This is a genomic window from Luteimonas notoginsengisoli (assembly GCF_042648885.1).
Taxonomy (GTDB): Bacteria; Pseudomonadota; Gammaproteobacteria; order Xanthomonadales; family Xanthomonadaceae; genus Luteimonas; species Luteimonas notoginsengisoli.
Map to the genome: position 1 here is coordinate 257593 of NZ_JBHRYF010000002.1, position 16432 is coordinate 274024.

A 16432-nucleotide genomic window follows, 5' to 3' on the forward strand; every position below is an offset into this window, starting at 1 on the left:
CAGTCTCCCGCGAGAGCCGATGCGTCGCGTTCGAATGTCATCTCCGTCCAGGCAATGCCATTGCGGAGCATGATCGAAGCCTCGCGGCTGAAGCCGCTCCAGGGGCCAGGCCTGCGGCCCTAGCGTTCGACCGGCGGATTCCGTTCGACCCACTGGCGGCGCTGTTCCGGCGTCATCGCGTGCCACTGCTCGCGCAGTTCGCTGCGATCCTCCTTCGACATGCCTCGCATCTTCTGGAACAGCGCGCGCGCCTGCGCCCGCTGTCCGGGATCCATATGCTTCCAGCGCTTCATGCCGCGGTGGGCACGCTTGCGCTGTTCCGGCGTCATGTTTTGCCAGCGCTGCGCGTACTCGTACATGCGCGCGCGTCGTTCGGGGCTGTCGTTCCAGCGCGCGCGCAGGGGTGCGATGAGTGCGTCGCGCTGCGCCTGCGTGAGCTGTTCCCAGGCGGGCATCGGCGTGGCGGTGTCTTTTGCGTCGGCAGGAGACGGAGAGGCCGCCATCGCCGCGCAGGACATCAACGCGGCCATGGCAAGGACAAGGGTCGGCAGGGTGTGCATGGGTCAGTCCATTGCCAGGGCGTATGCGTCGTTGGACGCCAGCCACACATAGAGGTCGGGGTTTTCGTCGAGCACGGCGTCGATCTCCGCATCGGCATCGGCAACGGTCGCCGACGCTGCGGGCGCGGGCGCGGGCCCGTTGCCCAGCTGCATGCCGATCATCAATGCCAGCACGGCGGCGAACGAAGCCGCCAGCGGCCAGGCGTGGCGTTGCGGCCATGCCCGCGACGTCGCCGGCGTCGTGCGCGGCGCTTGCTGGAGCTGCAGCCGCGTGCGTCCGGAGACTCGGTCGACGGCCGACTCGTGCAGTTGCCGCATCGCCGCGTCGAAGCTTGCGTCGCGGTTGTCGTTGCTCATGCGAAATCCTCCAGTTGCCGTTGCAGAGACGCGCGGGCACGCGACAGGTGGGTCTTCACGGAACCCTCGCTGCACTTCATGATCCGCGCCGTGTCGGCGACGTCGAACTCCTCCAGCACGCGCAGCGTGAACGCCTCGCGCTGGCGTCGCGGCAGCTCGCGCAATGCCGCCACCAGCCGGCCGTAGGCCTCGCGTCCGTCGTGGGTGCGCGCGGGACCGGCGCCCTCGTCGGCCCAGTCCAGGCTGGCATCCTCGCCGCCGGGGCCGGCGTTTCCCAGCCAGCCCAGGCGGAACGTGCGCCGCCGCTGCACGTCGATGATTCGACTGCGCAGGATGCTCCAGAACAGTGGCGTCCATTCGTCCGCAGGTCGGTCGCGATAGGCGAGCATCTTCATCATCGCCTCCTGTACCGCGTCCATCGCGTCCTCGCGGTGACGCAGGCCGGCCTCGGCGAAGCGGAAAGCGCGCGGCCCGACGCCGCCCAGGAAACCGTCGAGCGTGGCGTGCGCCCGCGTCGCATCGCCGGTGGCTGCGACGGGATCGGCAATGGCGTCGGCTTCGGTGCTCACCGGGTCGAGCTTAACGGCGGCGCGGGCAACGGGGGCTGTCCGGACAGCGAGCCGTCGCGCGGCGCGACGGGTCGGGCCCTGGACGGAGCACTCGTGGAGCGTAGCCTGTGGCATGTCATCGGCGCCGCATGGAACGGGAATTGACCTGGAAACGCACCGGCGCCGGCTGCGTTGACACCGCCGCCCCAGCGGATGCGGCGGGGACGGTTATGATGCGGGAAACCGGGATGGGGAGAGCGGCGATGGGCGACGGCTTCGGGGCGCATGCCTTCGTGATTCTTTATATCTTCATGCTGGCGGCGATCGCCGGTAACGTGATCATTTCGCGGGTACCGGTGATCCTGCATACCCCGCTGATGTCGGGCAGCAACTTCATCCACGGGATCGTGCTGATCGGCGCCATGGTGGTGCTTGGGCACGCCGACACGCCGCTGGAGAAGGTGATCGGTTTCCTCGCGGTCGTGCTGGGCGCCGGTAACGCCGCCGGCGGCTACGTCGTCACCGAGCGCATGCTGGACATGTTCAAGTCCAGCAAGAAGGCCCCCACGCAGTCGGAGGCCAAGCCGTGAGCTGGACGCTGCCGGAACTGTTGCTGCTGGCGGTGAAGGCCAGCTACCTGGTCGCCGCGACCCTGTTTCTGCTCGGCCTGCAGCGGATGGCCTCGCCGCTCACCGCGCGCAGCGGCATCCGCTGGGCGGGGGTGGGCATGGTGATCGCCACCGTGGCGACACTGTTCCTGCCGGGGCTGCACAACCTCGGCCTGATCGTGGCCGCGGCGGTGATCGGCATCGCGCTGACCTGGGTGTGGGGCAAGAAGGTGGCCATCACCGACATGCCGCAGATGGTGGCGCTGTTCAACGGCATGGGTGGCGGCTCGGCCGCCGCCATCGGCGCGGTGGAACTGCTGCGGTTCGCCGGTGTCGGCGCGGCGCCTTCGAAGAGCACGCTGGTGCTGGGCGTGGTGGGCGCGCTGATCGGCGCGGTCTCGCTGTCGGGGTCGATCATCGCCTGGGCCAAGCTCGACGGGCGCATGGACAAGCGTTATACATTCCCGGGCCAGCAGATGTTCAATGCCGCGGTCGCGGTGGCCGCCGTCGTGCTGGGCGGCATGGTGGTGCATTCGCTCGGCGTGCCCGGCCTTGGACAAACGCTCATCATCGCGTTCTTCATCGCCGCCCTCGTGCTCGGCGTGCTGATGACGCTGCCCATCGGCGGCGCCGACATGCCGGTGGTGATCTCGCTGTACAACGCGCTGACGGGCCTGGCGGTGGCGTTCGAGGGTTACGTGCTCGGAAACGAGGCGCTGATCATCGCCGGCATGATGGTCGGCGCGGCCGGCATGCTGCTGACACGCTTGATGGCCAAGGCGATGAACCGTTCGATCAAGAGCGTGCTGTTCTCCAATTTCGGCGGAGGCGGCCAGGCGCAGGAGATCAGCGGCGCGCAGAAGCCGATCGAGGCCGGGGACGCCGCCGCGATGATGGCGTTCGCCGAGCGCGTGGTGATCGTGCCCGGCTACGGCATGGCCGTGGCGCAGGCCCAGCACAAGATCTGGGAGCTGGCGAAGAAGCTGATGGAGCGCGGGGTCAAGGTGAAGTTCGCGATCCACCCCGTCGCCGGACGCATGCCCGGACACATGAACGTGCTGCTTGCCGAGGCCGGCGTCCCCTACGACCTGATCGTCGACATGGACGACATCAATCCCGAATTCGCCAACACCGACGTCTCACTGGTGATCGGCGCCAACGACGTGGTCAACCCCGTGGCCAAGACCGACCCGGCATCGCCGATCTACGGCATGCCGATCCTCGACGTGGTGGATTCGAAGAACACCATCGTCATCAAGCGTGGCAAGGGCACCGGCTTCGCCGGGATCGAGAACGCGCTGTTCTATGCCGACAACACCCGCATGCTCTACGGCGACGGCGCGGAGATGGCGAGCGCACTGGTCAGCGAGGTCAAGGCGCTCGACGGCGGGCATTGACGCAGCCCTGGGATGGGCTGGCGCCCCGATCGTCTGCTCGATGGGCGATCACTGCGGCAAGGAGGTGGCAAGGCAGCTCCACGAACGCTCACACCGGCGTGGGAGGAGCGTCCGCTCGCGTGGGCATGGCTTCGGCACGGATCGCGCTCCAGCGTACGCATAGTCCGCACATCAGCCCGAACACGGCGTGCATCACGACGCTGCTCGCGACCCACGGCACGTTGCCGAAGTCCGGCAGGCCGGTCGCGGAAAGCGGCAAAACGACGAAGTTCATGACCAGGTACAACAGCACCCCGTAGGCCAGCCCACAGGCGACGGGGCGCCTGCGCAGCGCCGCCACGCGCAGGCTCGCCAGGAAGTACGCCACGACGAACATGCAGGCGATGAAGTAATGCAGGCCAGCGCCGAGCGCCACGGTGGCCAAGCCCCCATTGAAGCTCGCGTTGCCGAGCACGCCCGCCGAGATCGACTGCAGGATGCGCGCCAGGCCGACGCCGTGCGGCTGCCAGAAGGCCCATGCAAAGGCCAGGTCCAGCGTGCCGACGGCGATGCCGCCGAGCGTCCAGTGCGCGGCGAGGGTGAGCCTGTCGGCGCGCGCGTCGATCACATGGTTGGGCATCGGGTGTCCTGTTGGGGCGAGGGAACGGATTGCGTCAACGTGGTCGAGAATGCCCGCGCTACGCGGCGAGCGAACGTCCATCGCGTTGCGTCTTGCGCACCTGGGTCGTGGTGCAGCCGAAGGACTTCTTGAACGAGCGACAGAATGCGCTCTGGCTCTCGAAACCGAGCGCCTCCGATATTTCGCAGATGGCCGTGCTGGTGTCCTGGACCAGCGCCCAGGTCTGGAGCAGGCGGAGCCTCGCTGCGTATTCGGACGGAGTCTCTCCGAACACATCGCGATGGATGCGGATCAGGTGCCAGGGGGAGTAGCTGGCACTGCGCGCCAGCCTGACCAGGTCGGGGCGTTCGCCACGACTGGTCTCGATCAGGTGGCGCACGCGCAGCAGGCGCAACATGGTCTGCTGGCGTCGCTGCAGGGTGCGACCGCTGCAGAGCGGCACCCGGTTGGCGAGATCCTGCTGTTGTTCCAGCACGGCCGTGCATACCGCCTCGACCAGCCTCGCCGGATCCCGCTGCATGGCGGATCCTGCGCGCACCGACCGCGCCAGCATGACCAGGAGCCGGCGCAGATCGCGGCTGCACGGGCAGCGCATCGGGAACATTTCCGGGCGAACCTGCGCCGAAAACTGCAAGTGGCGATGCCAGGCAGCCATTGGCCCCGCCAGGGCCAGCCACGCGCCCGAGCGGTGGTCGCTCACGCGGACGGGCGCATCGCGCCAGGCCTGCAGCTGGCCTGCAGGAAGTTCCCAGCATGTTTCCGCGGTCTCGAACTGGAGGCAGCCCGTCAGCGGCATGCACAGCGTCAGCCATCCGGCCGGCACCTGCAGCCGCGTGCCACGACCGCGCGCGTGGACGACGTGCAGGCAGCGCCCGTCGGTCGGTTCCAGTTGCAGCGAACCGGCGAACTGCAGCGCGTGGAAGGCGATCCCCGGCGGCATGCCCAAGGGTCGGCGGTAATCGGGTCGGATGCGGATATCCATGCGACGACGTTATCCGCGGGCCCATCGCGGCGGGAGCGCCAATCGCGCGGATGCCGCAGGTGCCAATCTCCGAAAAAAAGAACGGCCCGATTGGGGTCGGGCCGATGTCCGCGGACGGGCGTTGGTCGCTGCATGTTCTGGAATGGCTGCAGCCTCGTCGCCCTTGCCTGGAGAGGGAAGCACCGCAGACGGGGAACAAGCATCGGCGCTGGCGCATCGGCATGCTGTTCCGCGGGTCTTGCAAACATGGTCCCTTGTTGCGGTTCCGCCCGAGTGTGCGGCGGTGCGCGGCATCGCGGCCGCCCCCGGAACTTCAAAAGTCGCGCGGCGCCAAAAAAAGGGGAGGGGCGAACCCCTCCCCGTGCGCTCGCAGGGAGTTCTCAGAAGCGCTGTTCGTACCGGACGTAGGGGGTGCGGCCGTAAGCGTCGTACAGGAAGAAGTTGAAGGGGCGACCGTTGAAGCTGATCAACTCCGGCATCTTGTCGCCGACGTTGTTGACGCCGACGGTGAACTTCGCGTTCCACGGCAGCTCCACGCTCGCCTGCAGGTCGTGCGTGAGGTAGCTTTCCGTCGCGCTCGCCCCAGACCCATTGGAGCCGATGTAGCGGGCGATGTAGCCCACGCCCCAGTCGCCGCGCTGCCATTGGTTGTTGAGCGTTGCGCGAACGGCCGGGAAGCCCTGCGACTGCACCTGGTCGGCGCCGCCGTCGATGGTGAACTCGTGCGACCAGCTGGCCTGCAGCACGTTGGTCAACCTGCCGGCGCCGGCCAGGTCGAAGTTGGTACGCAGGGTCAGGTCCAGGCCATCGGTCTTGACTTCGCCCTGGTTGAAGAAGCAGTTGTGGACTTCCACCACTGCGTTGCCGCGGTTCGGGTCGCGGGTCAGCGAGCAGGGCGCGCCGGGCATCGGGGTCGAATCGTCGCCGTTGTCGATGTTGATCAACTGCTGCGAGCTGAAGAATGCGATGCGCTCCTCGATCTTGATGTTCCAGTAATCGACGGTCACGTTGAGCCAGTCGGTGGCATCCCATACGACGCCCAACGAGTACTGGCTCGATTCTTCGGCGCCCAGGCCCTCGGCCTTCTCGCGGAACGCATTGACCTGCACCGGGTCGTCCCCGCCGAACGCCGCGCAGTCCTCTGCGGTGTCGGCACCGAAGAACAGGCACGTGGCCGGATCGAACACCGAGTCGGCCGAGAACGCGGTTTCCTGGGTGATGATGTCCAAGGTCGGGGCGACGAAGCCACGGCCCACCGAACCACGCAGGGTCAGGCTGTCGATCGGATGCCAGCGCAGCGCGACCTTCGGGGCGAAGTTGCTGCCGTAGTCCGAATACTTCTCGTAGCGGCCCGCGATGTCGGCCTCGAGGGTCGAGGTGAACGGCAGCAGCATTTCCGCATAGATCGAACTGACCTCCCGGCCGCCGCCGGAAGAAGCGCCCGAGCTGCCGAGGATCACGCCGGCCGACGACAGCGAGTCGAAGATGTCGGCGTAGTCTTCCTTGCGGAACTCGCCACCAACGACCAGGCCGGCGCTGCCGCCGCCCATCTCGAACACGTCGTTGAAGGTGATGTTGCCGAAGGCTTCCTTGGTGGTGAACACGCTGTTGCGGGTGGTCGTGGCCTTGATCGAGTTCAGCACGTCGACCGGCGTGGCTCCCGGATCGTAGATATTGTAGCGGCCGTCGTTGATCGCCTGTTCGGCCAGCGAGCCGACGATGAAGTTGCGGCCGAACTCGTCGTAGCGATAGGTGTTGTAGCGCACGCCCACGTCGACATCCACCGTGTCGCCAACGGTGCCGCGGAACCCGAGCAGGATGTCGTAGGCGTTGGCGTTGGTTTCGGTGTCACGGTTACCCGCGGCGGCGAAGCGGTGGTAGAGGTAGGTCGTGGCGCCCGGCACCGGGTTCTGCGCCGCGTCCGGCGCGATGACGACCACGCCCGGCACGGGCGCGTAGCGGCCGAAGCTGCCGGCGTTGGTGACGGTGGTGCTGAGGTAGGTCGACCAGTCGTCGTTGATCTGCACTTCGCCGTTGAGGAAGAACGCCTTGTTGCCGTAGCTGGCCTCGTCGGCGGCTGTGGCGTTGAAGTCGTACACGCAGCGGCCGTTGATCGGGCTGATGTAGAAATCCTCGTTGGTGCAGCCACCTTCAACCGGATTGTAGAAGTCGATGCCGTTGACGAAGTTGGAGTTGACGATGTTGCCGTCGGCGTCGACCGAGAAATAGTTGTTGCCGAAGGTGCTGGCGCCGGGTTCGCTGCCCCACGGACGGGTATTGGTGAAGATCATGGCGCGGCGGTTGTGCGAGAAGCCGCCGACGATGTGGCCGCGGTCGCCGCTGACGCCGAACAGGATCGAGGCTTCGTCGGTCGGGCCCCACTTCGGGCTCGATTTTCCGATGGTGACCTGGGCGCCGTTGTAGTCCTTGCGCAGGATCAGGTTGATCACCCCGCCGACCGCGTCGGCGCCGTACACGGCCGAGGCGCCGTCGGTCAGTACTTCGATGCGCTCGACGGCCGCCAGCGGGATGGCGTTGAGGTCGGTGCCGGCGCCCGCCGCGAACGGCGCCTTCGGCGCGCGATGTCCATCGATCAGCACCAGGGTGCGCTGGCTGCCGAGGCCGCGCAGGTCGGCGAACGCGCCGGCCTGGGCCGAGCTGCCCGACTGCGGGCGGAACTGGCCGACCGAGTTGAAGTTGGTGGTACGCAGGTAATCAGACACGGAGACTTCGCCGCTGGCGTCGATCTGGGCGCGGTCGATGACCGTGACCGGCAGGGCGCCTTCGATCTCGGAGCGCTTCAGGCGCGAACCGGTGACCTCGATGCGATCGAGGGTGGTGGCGTCGTCGGCGCTGGTGTCCTGGTTCTGGTCCTGTGCGAAGGCAGCGCCGCTGCCGGCGACGCCGGTTGCGCCAGCGACGAGCGCGACCGCAATTGCGTCGCGGAGTTTGTGGGTCTGCAAGGTCATCTCGGATTCTCTCCAGTCGTTCCGGTTTTCGGATAAGGCCCGCGCCGCGGCATCGCGATGCGGGTCGACTGAAATTACGAATCCTTAACCTGCGCCGCTGTGCATCGCGCCGGGGAAAAAATGTGCAGCAGCCGGGAATCGGGAACGCGACGCGCGATCGTCGTCCGCGCGGACTCGCCACGTCGCGCCACCGGGGAAGACCGGCAGCGATTGATCAGGCAGAGGTCGAAGAGGGGGCCGGCGCTTGTATCAGCGGCGTTTACCGCCCAGCCCCGCACGCGCCACAAGGGCCGCCGGCATCCCGATCGCCACGACGTAGGTGGCCACGCACAGCGCAATCCAGTCGGGCCTGGTCGACCCGGTTTCGCCGGTCAGCAGCGGCGACGCGATCCAGAAGATGACGCCATAGGCCAAGGCGCCATACGCGCTGCCATACACCCACGGGCTTCGCCGCAGCACGGACCATCGCCGGGCTGCGCTCTGGTACAGCGCGCACGCGCCGCACATCAGGGCGCAATAGGCCAGCAGTCCGAACCAGGCTGTCGCCGTGCCACCGGCGTAGGCGGCCTGTCCGATGAACCACGCGGCGATCCCCTGCGGGATGCGGATCGGATCGACCTGGAACTGCGCCCAGTAGGCGGCGGCCACGGCCAGGTCGACGACCGCTCCGCCAACGCCAGCGACGAGGAACCCGGGCACGCGCGCGGCTGGGGCGCGCGCCCCGAACGAAGCTGGAGCCAACAGCAGGGTCATCGTTTGGCCTCCGGTGGAATTGGCCCTATGAGGAACCGCCGCAATGGCACTATCAAGGGCCAATCGGTTCGATTGGAATAGGGCCAATGCCCGCGGAGCAACCGATGTACCTGGAACTCGACGGCGATGGCCCGCTGCACGCCCAGCTCACCCGCGCGCTGAAGGCGGCGATGCGCGGCGGGGCCTGCGGCGGCACGCGCCTGCCGCCCACGCGACTGCTGGCGCAGGAACTGGGCCTGTCGCGCAACACGGTGCTGGCGGCCTACGAACAACTGCGCGCCGAAGGCTTCATCGACGGCCGCACCGGCTCGGGCAGCTACATCGCGCATCCACTGCCGGAGGCGCCCCCGCCGCCGCCTGTGGTCCAGCAGGAGATCGGGCCGCAGTCGGTGCGCGCGCGGCGGATGCGCGATTGCCACGACCACTCGGCCATCCCGGGCCGCGACGTGACCGGGGCGGTGCACAGCTTCCAGTACGGCGTGCCGATGACCAATCCCGCGCTTACTACCGCATGGGCGCGCGAGCTGTCGCGGGCGGCGCAGTACACCTCCCCCAAGTACCCGCCTTCCCAGGGGCTCCTGGCGCTGCGCGAGGCGACCTGCGACTACCTGGCGCGCCGGCGCGGCGTGCACGTCTCGCCGCAGGACATCCTGATCGTCGGCGGCACGCAGCAGGCGATCGCCCTGATCGCCGACGTGCTGCTCGACCCGGGCGACACCGTCGCGATCGAGGAGCCGCATTACGACGCCATCCGCAAGGTGCTGCTTTCGCGAGGCGCGTCCATGCAAGCCGTGGGCGTCGATGCCCAGGGACTGGTGGTCGGCGAAATCGTCCAGCGTCGAACGAAGCTCGTGTGCGTCACCCCGTCGCACCAGTTTCCCACCGGCGCGGTGATGTCGTTGCGCCGGCGCACGGAGCTGCTCGGGCACGCGTCCCGCACCGGCGCGTGGATCTTCGAGGACGACTACGACGGCGAGTTCCGCTATGAGGGCAAGCCCGTGCCCGCCCTGCGGTCGCTGGACCGCGACAACCGCGTGGTCTACGTCGGCACGTTTTCCAAGGCGATGTTCCCGGCCCTGCGGCTGGGCTATCTGGTGATGCCGCCGCAGCTGCGGCGGGACTTTATCGCCGCGAAATGGATGGCGGACTTTTCCTCGCCCGGAATCGAGCAGGCAGCGCTGGCCCATTTCATCGCCAGCGGTGGTTTCGAACGCCACCTGCGGCTGACCGCGCAGCAGCTCAAGCTCCGCCGTGAAGCGCTCATCGACGGGCTGCGCGCCTGCAGCCGTGGACGGCTGCAGATCGAGGATTCGCAGGCGGGCATGCACCTGGTGGTCTGGCTGCCCGGCCGGGGCGACGCGCAAGTCGACGCGCTGGTGCGGCATGCCCAGGGACAGGGCTTGGGCCTGTATTCGATCGCGCCCTACTACCTGCGCCCGCAGGATCGCGGCGGACTGCTGATGGGCTTTGGCGGGTTGTCGGTGCCCCAGATCGAGCAGGCGCTGGTGCTTTTCAGGCAGAGCCTGGATGCAGTTTTCCCCGTGCTCAGCGCGATGCAACCGCCGCGACGACCAGTGCAGCGCCCCACCATGCGAAATCGACGGGGCCGTTCGCGAGCTTCGTAAGGAGCCACACGAAACCGGGGCCCAGCCGGAACAGTGATTCCCATGGCAACAGGCCCATGGGCGCGCCCATCTCCGAGGCGACGATGCCCCAGTTGGCCAGACCAATGGCCAGCATCGTGCCCGCTACCGCGGCCGCGGCGCGCGCCCAGCCGGGACGCATCGTGCCCAGGCGCAGCATCAGCGCCGCATCAAGCGCGGCCAGCACGGCGATCCAGCTCGCCTGCCCGCCCACAGCCTGCGACGACAGCACCCATCCGGCGGCGATGCCGACGCTGCCGAGCAGCAGCAGGAAGAGTGCGAGCAAGGGCAGGGGGCGGGGCGCAAGCGGGGGCATCGGCCGGTCGTCGAGGCGAAAGCCGGACAGCATACCGCCCGGGCGGCGATACAATGGCGCCCTTGCGCGGCGAGCGGCCGCCACCATCCTGGGCCTGTACCGCCGTCCGGCGGCCACGACCTTTCCGGACAGCACCCACTACAGGCCCACGACCGACCATGTATTCCCGCAGCAGCGAACCCGTCCGCCTGGAACGCGATTGCAGCGCCGTCCTGGTGCCGCAGGGCGACGTCGTGACCTTGCCGGCGGGCAGCGTCGGCTACATCACCCAGGCGCTCGGCGGGAGCTACACGGTCTTCATCGAGGGCAACCTGTTCCGCATCGCCGGCCAGGACGGCGATGCGATCGGCAAGGAGCCGGCCGAACCGCTCTCGCTGCCCGAGGACGCCAGCGACGACGCGGTGGAGAAGCTGGTGTGGCAGCAACTGCGGACGTGCTTCGATCCCGAGATCCCGATCAACGTGGTCGACCTGGGGCTGGTCTACGAAGCCAACGTCACCCACGGCGAGGACGGCAATCGCCTGGTGGAAGTGAAGATGACGCTCACCGCGCCGGGCTGCGGCATGGGCGACATCCTGGTCGATGACGTGCGCAGCAAGCTGGAGATGATCCCGACAGTCACCGACACCGACGTCGAGCTGGTGTTCGACCCGCCGTGGAACCGGGCGATGATGTCCGACGCGGCCAAGCTCGAAACCGGAATGCTGTAGCGCAATCGCGCGATCGCGCGGTCGCTTTTCCCCGCCGGTCTCCGCCAGCCGGTGGACTCCGCATCGCATGGTGCGGATACCTCGTTGCCCCGCGGCTGCATCTCCGGATGCGGCCGCCGCCGCATTGGCCGGGCGCACCGCCGGCACGTACGGCGGGCGGCCATGCACCCTGAGGCTTGGGTTGGCCATTAATGTGATATTCGTCACAGATTGATCAATTCGCGGCGGCAATTGCAGTGTGAACGCCCGCTGAGTTGCCGTTTTTGGTCAGTATCGGGACGCACAGGGTCATTTCCGGGATGCGTCCCGTACTGGCCTGCGGTGTCGGGGAACCTCGTTTCCGCTCGGCCTTCGCGGCCGGCCCGGGGCGACGCCCGCGTCGATGCCGGTCCTGTGTCCATGGTGTGTCGGGACCGTTCCAGACCGGTCCCGCTTGGTTTCACTTCTTCGTTGAAGGAGGTTCGTGCGGCACGAAGCTGCGGAGGAAGCGATGGCCATCCATCGCGCCCCGGGGGTCCCAAGGACACCCGCGGTGTCCGGATACCGGACGGCAGACAGCAGCAGGGGTGCGACGGCCGCGGGGGGCGACCGGGCGCAGTCGTTGGAAAGCAAGAGAGAGGACCGGCCACGCGGCCGGTCGCACGTCCAACCCATCGGGAGATCCAAAGAGTGATCCACTCAAAGAAGCGTTCCCTACAGCTCGTCACCATCACGCCGCTGGCACTCGCCTGCATGGCGATGTCGGCCCATGCCGCCACGCGGGTCAACCTGCACCAGGGGGATGTCGCCAGCCTCAACAGCCGCTACGCCCAGGCCAGCGTCGCGATCGGCGTCAGCAAGCAGGCCAGCATCCGCCATGCGGAGATGCTCGGCCTCGGACCGGACTCCGGCCTGACCGTGCTCAACGCCCGCACCCTCCGCGATGGCGTGCGCAACACCCGCTACCAGCAGACCTTCCGCGGCGTGCCGATCTACGGCGAGCACGTGGTGGTCAGCGAAGACGCCAATGGCGCCGTCCGCGCGCTGTTCGGCCGCAAGGTGGCCGGCCTCGAGAGGGAACTGCCCGCCGTGGCGGCCAAGGTCAGCAGCGCCCAGGCGCTCGCGGTCGCCAAGCGCGCCGCCCTCGGCAGCCGCCTGCTGGCCATGCGGGTCAAGGCCGAGAAATCGCGCCAGGTCGTCTTCATCGACGACGACAACCGCGCCCACATGGCCTGGGAAGTGTCCTTCTTCGCCGATGCCGCGAAGGGCGGCTCGCCGACCAGCCCCAAGGTGATCGTGGACGCCGCCAGCGGCGCCATCCTCAGGCAGTTCGACGCGCTGCAGAACGCGGAGATCGGCACCGGCCCCGGCGGCAACGAGAAGACCGGACAGTACGAGTACGGCACCGACTTCGGCTTCCTTGACGTCCAGGAAAACGGCGCCAACTGCACGATGGACAGCGAGAAGGTCACCACGATCAACCTCAACCACGGCGAAACCGGTTCGACGCCCTGGACGTACACCTGCCCGCGCAACACGGTCGAGGCGATCAACGGCGCGTTCGCGCCGCTCAACGACGCGCACTTCTTCGGCCACGTCGTGTTCGACATGTACAGCGACTACCTGCAGACCTCGCCGCTGACCGGCAAGGTGACGCTGAAGGTGCACTACAGCACCAACTACGAGAACGCGTTCTGGGAGCCGGCCACGCAGACGATGTACTTCGGCGATGGCGCCAGCACCTTCTACCCGCTGGTCGGCCTCGACGTGCTCGCGCACGAGGTCTCCCACGGCTTCACCGAGCAGAACTCGGGGCTGATCTATTCGGGCCAGTCGGGCGGCATCAACGAGTCGTTCTCCGACATCGCCGGCGAAGCCGCGGAGTTCTTCTTCAAGGGCGAGAACGACTTCCTGGTGGGTGGCGAGATCTTCAAGGCGCCGGGCGAGGCGCTGCGCTACTTCGAGGATCCGACCCTCGACGGCATCTCGATCGGCAGCGCCAACGACTACTACGACGGCCTCAACGTGCATTACTCGTCGGGCGTGTTCAACCGGGCGTTCTACCTGCTGGCGAACACCGATGGCTGGGACACGCAGAAGGCGTTCCTGGCCTTCGCGGGCGCCAACCGCGATTACTGGACCCCGGACGTCAACTTCTACGACGCCGCCTGCGGCGTGGAGACGGCGGCCGAAGACCTGGGCTACACCAAGGCCGACGTGACCGCGGCGTTCGCCGGCGTCGATGTCGAATGCGGTGGCGGCCCGCCGCCTGACCCGGATCCGGTCGCGCTGGAGAACGGCGTGCCGGTGACCGGCATGGAAATCGCCTCCGGCCACGCGTTGCGGTACACGCTGGACGTCCCGGCGGGCGCGGCGAACCTGAGCTTCACCATTTCCGGGGGCACGGGTGACGCCGACCTGTACGTGAAGTTTGGCGAGGAAGCGACGGATACGGTGTACGACTGCCGCCCGTACAAGTCCGGCAACTCGGAAGTGTGCGAGTTCCCGACTCCCTCGGCGGGCACGTACTACGTCCGGGTGAAGGCGTACACCTCGTACAGCGGCGTGACCCTCGTCGGTGCTTACGACGGCGATGGCGGCGATCCGGGTGGCGACGAAGTGCAGACCTACACCAACGGTGACGACTTCGTGATCAACGACTACGGCTCGTTCCGCAGTCCGGTCACGGTCGCCGATCGCACCGGTTCCGGCCTCGCCGAAACCGAAGTGAAGGTCGACATCACCCACAGCTACATCGGCGATCTCAAGGTCGACCTGGTGGCCCCGGACGGCACCGCGTACGTGCTGCACAACCGCACCGGCGGCAGCAGCAACAACATCAACAAGACCTACACGGTCGACCTGTCCGGGGAAAGCCTCAACGGCACCTGGAACCTGCGCGTCAAGGACAACGGCAGGGGCGACACCGGAATGCTGAACAGCTGGAGCGTGACCTTCTGATCGCATCCAGTCCCGGCCACGGCCGGGACCGGCATCCGAACGGACGCAGGGAAGCTTGAACGGGCGGGGCATGTCCCCGCCCGTTCGCATGTGCGGGGCCTGAGAACACTCCGCCGTCGAGGGCGGCTCAGGACAGGCCGACGCGCGCCAACGCGGCACGCAGCGGATCGAGCAGTGCGCCATAGCCGCCGGCACGGCCGGTGTCCGCTTGCAGCGGCTGCCTGACCTGGGTGGCGCTGGCAGTGCGCACGCTGCGTGGCGCGGCATGGAACGCGAGGCACGCCGGATCGAATGCCAGGCCGCAGGTATCGAGCAGCTCGCGGATCGCCGTCTCCGGATCGCGCAGCAGCGCCTCGTACGACTGCAGCGGCACATGGGCCGGATCGCGTTCGCGCCGGGCCGCCATCGCGCGCTGGCTGTCGCGCATGAACGCGGCGATGTCGTCGAAGTCGCAGGAAAAATGCGGCAGCCGGTAGAAATGCTGCTTGTAGCAGGACCAGGCGGTTTCCAGCGGATCGCGCCGGGTTTCGAGCACGGTTGCGGCCGGCAGCATCGCCCGCAGCACGCCGGCGAGGAGCCAGTTCTCCGGCATCTTGTCGGTGAAGCGCGGCCGCCGTTCGCGCCAGCGCGCCGTGCGCTGCAGGTAGTCGCGGCCCAGGCGCTGCCAGTCGCCCGCGTCGGCCTCGGCGATCCATTCCGGGAACGGCCGCCCGCGTCGCGCCGACTCCTCGTCCAGCACGTTGCCCAGGTCGGGCAATTCGCTCGCGCCCTCCACTTGTGGATGCGCGGCGAGGATCTGCTCGAACAGCGTCGAGCCTGAACGCGGCATGCCGACGATGAAAACCACCTCGCCGCCGAGCGCGGGATCGATCGGCGCGGGCAGCTGCGCGGTCGCGGCGATGATGGCGTCCACGCGCGCGCTGAAACCCGCGGCATCCCACGGCGCTTCGCGCTGCAAGCGTGCGTTCGCCGACTGCAGCGCGGCGAAGGCTTCTTCGTGGCGGCCGTGGTCCTCGCTGGCCTTGCCCAGCGCATAGCCCATCGCGACGCGGTCCGGTTCCCCGATGTCGGCGCGGCTGTGATTAAGGGCGAGCTGCTCGCGATCCTCGTCCGACAGCGGCCGCACCTTCATGTTCGCCAGCCCGCGCCAGGCATCGCCGCAGGCGGGATTGCGCCATAGCGCCTCGCGGTAGTGGGCGTCGGCCTCTTCGAAGCGCCCGGCGTGCACCAGCGCGTCGCCCAGCAGGATCCGAGCGGGCATGAAGTCCGGCGCCAGTTCCACCGCGCGCGACAGCATGGCGATCGCCTCTCCGGTGCGGCCCTCCAGCTGCAGGGCGCGGCCGAGGTTGTACCAGGGCATCGGGTGCCCGGGCGCCAGTTCGCCGGCCTTGTGCCAGCTCGCGCGCGCGGTCTGCGGGTCGCCACAGCGTTGCTGCGCGTTGCCCAGGTCGATCAGCACCAGCGCATCACCGGGGCGCCGGTCGTGCGAACGCTGCAGCGCATCGCGCGCCTGCGCGTGGCGTCCGCTGGCGTTGTGCGCGATCCCGATCAGCCGCAGCGCCTCGGGATGCTCGGGTGCCATGGCGAGAACCTCGCCGGCCAGGCGCAGCACCGAATCGGCATCACCCTGCCGGATCGCCTGCATCGCCGCCTGCATGCGCGGCAGTGCCGCGGGCGGCAGGCCGGCCAGTCGCGGGTCGGAGGCGGCGGGACTCATCGTGGACTGCGGCATCGCGGCGTCGTGAAACCGGGGAACGCCGATGATAGGTGGCGGCGCGCTGCGGCGTCAGGCCGCGAGCAGAAAGCTCCCTTCGCGAAAGATGAGGGGCTGCGTCAGCCGACCTTGGAAGGCAGGCCAATTGGACGCCACCGGCTCGCACCCTCCGGCGCCCGGCAGGCATCGCATCGACCGGGTGGTTCGCGACGCCAGCAGCTGTCGGTGAGGAGGCTGTGCGTACGGCCCTTGCCGTGTACAGGTTCATGAAGCCCGAGACCGCCGAAGACAGAACTCGACGAAATAGTTCCGGATG

14 protein-coding genes are annotated in these 16432 nt (G+C 68.1%); 5 read left to right on the forward strand and 9 right to left on the reverse strand.

Annotated features, from left to right (window positions below; all coding sequences use genetic code 11):
- Positions 1-119 precede the first annotated feature (119 nt).
- Genes ACFOM9_RS06800 through ACFOM9_RS06810 form a run of 3 tightly spaced genes read right to left on the reverse strand, consistent with a single transcriptional unit; the run spans position 120 to position 1486 of the window.
- Entirely contained in the window at positions 120-560 is a 441-nt protein-coding gene (locus ACFOM9_RS06800) for a DUF3106 domain-containing protein (protein WP_386708003.1), read from the reverse strand.
- Positions 561-563: 3 nt separating this feature from the next.
- Complete coding sequence (locus ACFOM9_RS06805) at positions 564-917, reverse strand: hypothetical protein (protein ID WP_386708006.1); 354 nt, start codon at positions 915-917, stop codon at positions 564-566.
- Positions 914-1486 (reverse strand): RNA polymerase sigma factor, encoded by a 573-nt coding sequence (locus tag ACFOM9_RS06810; RefSeq protein ID WP_386708009.1) that lies wholly within the window; start codon positions 1484-1486, stop codon positions 914-916. The genes ACFOM9_RS06805 and ACFOM9_RS06810 overlap by 4 nt, the downstream gene beginning before the upstream one ends.
- Before the next feature lie 242 nt (positions 1487-1728).
- On the opposite strand from ACFOM9_RS06810, the gene ACFOM9_RS06815 reads away from it, so the two are divergent.
- A complete protein-coding gene (locus tag ACFOM9_RS06815) occupies positions 1729-2055 on the forward strand; it encodes an NAD(P) transhydrogenase subunit alpha (RefSeq protein WP_386708012.1) in 327 nt (108 codons plus the stop codon).
- A complete protein-coding gene (locus tag ACFOM9_RS06820; protein ID WP_386708015.1) occupies positions 2052-3470 on the forward strand; it encodes an NAD(P)(+) transhydrogenase (Re/Si-specific) subunit beta in 1419 nt (472 codons plus the stop codon). Before ACFOM9_RS06815 ends, ACFOM9_RS06820 begins: the two co-directional genes overlap by 4 nt.
- Positions 3471-3558: 88 nt before the next feature.
- On the opposite strand, the gene ACFOM9_RS06825 is transcribed toward ACFOM9_RS06820, so the two are convergent.
- From ACFOM9_RS06825 to ACFOM9_RS06840, 4 genes are all read right to left on the reverse strand, one after another.
- Positions 3559-4089, reverse strand: coding sequence for a hypothetical protein (locus tag ACFOM9_RS06825; RefSeq protein ID WP_386708018.1), 531 nt, complete (start codon positions 4087-4089; stop codon positions 3559-3561).
- A gap of 58 nt (positions 4090-4147) precedes the next feature.
- Entirely contained in the window at positions 4148-5071 is a 924-nt protein-coding gene (locus tag ACFOM9_RS06830) for a helix-turn-helix domain-containing protein (protein ID WP_386708021.1), read from the reverse strand.
- A gap of 380 nt (positions 5072-5451) precedes the next feature.
- Positions 5452-8040, reverse strand: coding sequence for a TonB-dependent receptor plug domain-containing protein (locus ACFOM9_RS06835; RefSeq protein WP_386708023.1), 2589 nt, complete (start codon positions 8038-8040; stop codon positions 5452-5454).
- A 249-nt stretch (positions 8041-8289) separates the two neighbouring features.
- Complete coding sequence (locus ACFOM9_RS06840; protein ID WP_386708026.1) at positions 8290-8793, reverse strand: hypothetical protein; 504 nt, start codon at positions 8791-8793, stop codon at positions 8290-8292.
- 86 nt (positions 8794-8879) lie between these two features.
- On the opposite strand from ACFOM9_RS06840, the gene pdxR reads away from it, so the two are divergent.
- Positions 8880-10418 (forward strand): MocR-like pyridoxine biosynthesis transcription factor PdxR, encoded by a 1539-nt coding sequence (gene pdxR, locus ACFOM9_RS06845; protein ID WP_386708029.1) that lies wholly within the window; start codon positions 8880-8882, stop codon positions 10416-10418.
- Here pdxR and ACFOM9_RS06850 read toward each other — a convergent pair.
- Entirely contained in the window at positions 10339-10806 is a 468-nt protein-coding gene (locus ACFOM9_RS06850) for a hypothetical protein (RefSeq protein WP_386708032.1), read from the reverse strand. The genes pdxR and ACFOM9_RS06850 overlap by 80 nt on opposite strands.
- A gap of 104 nt (positions 10807-10910) precedes the next feature.
- Here ACFOM9_RS06850 and sufT point away from each other — a divergent pair, with 104 nt between their 5' ends.
- Together sufT and ACFOM9_RS06860 are read left to right on the forward strand one after the other, a co-directional pair.
- Positions 10911-11462 carry a putative Fe-S cluster assembly protein SufT gene (sufT, locus tag ACFOM9_RS06855; RefSeq protein ID WP_386708035.1) on the forward strand — a complete coding sequence of 184 codons (552 nt, stop codon included), beginning with the start codon at positions 10911-10913 and terminating at the stop codon, positions 11460-11462.
- 669 nt (positions 11463-12131) lie between these two features.
- Entirely contained in the window at positions 12132-14402 is a 2271-nt protein-coding gene (locus ACFOM9_RS06860; RefSeq protein ID WP_386708038.1) for a M4 family metallopeptidase, read from the forward strand.
- Positions 14403-14529: 127 nt separating this feature from the next.
- Here ACFOM9_RS06860 and ACFOM9_RS06865 read toward each other — a convergent pair whose 3' ends face one another.
- Positions 14530-16119: a tetratricopeptide repeat-containing sulfotransferase family protein gene (locus tag ACFOM9_RS06865; RefSeq protein ID WP_386708041.1), complete on the reverse strand. Its 1590-nt coding sequence runs from the start codon at positions 16117-16119 to the stop codon at positions 14530-14532.
- Positions 16120-16432 lie beyond the last annotated feature (313 nt).

Coding starts and splice junctions, on each gene's coding strand:
- sufT (WP_386708035.1), top strand. CDS start 10,911: ATGTATTCCCGCAGCAGCGAACCCGTCCGCCTGGAACGCGATTGCAGC.
- ACFOM9_RS06815 (WP_386708012.1), top strand. CDS start 1,729: ATGGGCGACGGCTTCGGGGCGCATGCCTTCGTGATTCTTTATATCTTC.
- ACFOM9_RS06805 (WP_386708006.1), bottom strand. CDS start 917: ATGAGCAACGACAACCGCGACGCAAGCTTCGACGCGGCGATGCGGCAA.
- ACFOM9_RS06865 (WP_386708041.1), bottom strand. CDS start 16,119: ATGAGTCCCGCCGCCTCCGACCCGCGACTGGCCGGCCTGCCGCCCGCG.
- ACFOM9_RS06840 (WP_386708026.1), bottom strand. CDS start 8,793: ATGACCCTGCTGTTGGCTCCAGCTTCGTTCGGGGCGCGCGCCCCAGCC.
- ACFOM9_RS06825 (WP_386708018.1), bottom strand. CDS start 4,089: ATGCCCAACCATGTGATCGACGCGCGCGCCGACAGGCTCACCCTCGCC.
- ACFOM9_RS06800 (WP_386708003.1), bottom strand. CDS start 560: ATGCACACCCTGCCGACCCTTGTCCTTGCCATGGCCGCGTTGATGTCC.
- ACFOM9_RS06830 (WP_386708021.1), bottom strand. CDS start 5,071: ATGGATATCCGCATCCGACCCGATTACCGCCGACCCTTGGGCATGCCG.
- ACFOM9_RS06835 (WP_386708023.1), bottom strand. CDS start 8,040: ATGACCTTGCAGACCCACAAACTCCGCGACGCAATTGCGGTCGCGCTC.
- pdxR (WP_386708029.1), top strand. CDS start 8,880: ATGCCCGCGGAGCAACCGATGTACCTGGAACTCGACGGCGATGGCCCG.